Genomic DNA, 268 nt, shown 5'->3' on the forward strand with positions numbered 1-268 from the left:
TAATACCCTGGTGGCGATAAGCCAACTGGCGGTATGCGAAAACGCTGCCGCCAATGACGCCAGGCCAAAGAGCGTCCCGCCCAGCATCAGCAGGCGTTTAAAAACGATACGATCGCCAAGTGCGCCCATCGGCAACACCATGCCAGCCATGACCAAAGAATAAATATCAATGATCCACAGCAGCTCGTTGCCGCTGGCCCCCAGTGTCATACTCAGTGTCGGCGCGGCGACATGCAAGACCGTGGCATCAATGGCGACAGGAATATAG

1 protein-coding gene is annotated in these 268 nt (G+C 56.0%); it reads right to left on the reverse strand.

The genetic code is table 11. From position 1 onward, the window contains the following. The coding region (locus AC1RPG_RS08795; RefSeq protein ID WP_481762605.1) for an MFS transporter at positions 1-268 on the reverse strand (268 nt) is incomplete at both ends.

Source organism: Dellaglioa sp. CoH-57-MRSF-18 (genome assembly GCF_056781995.1).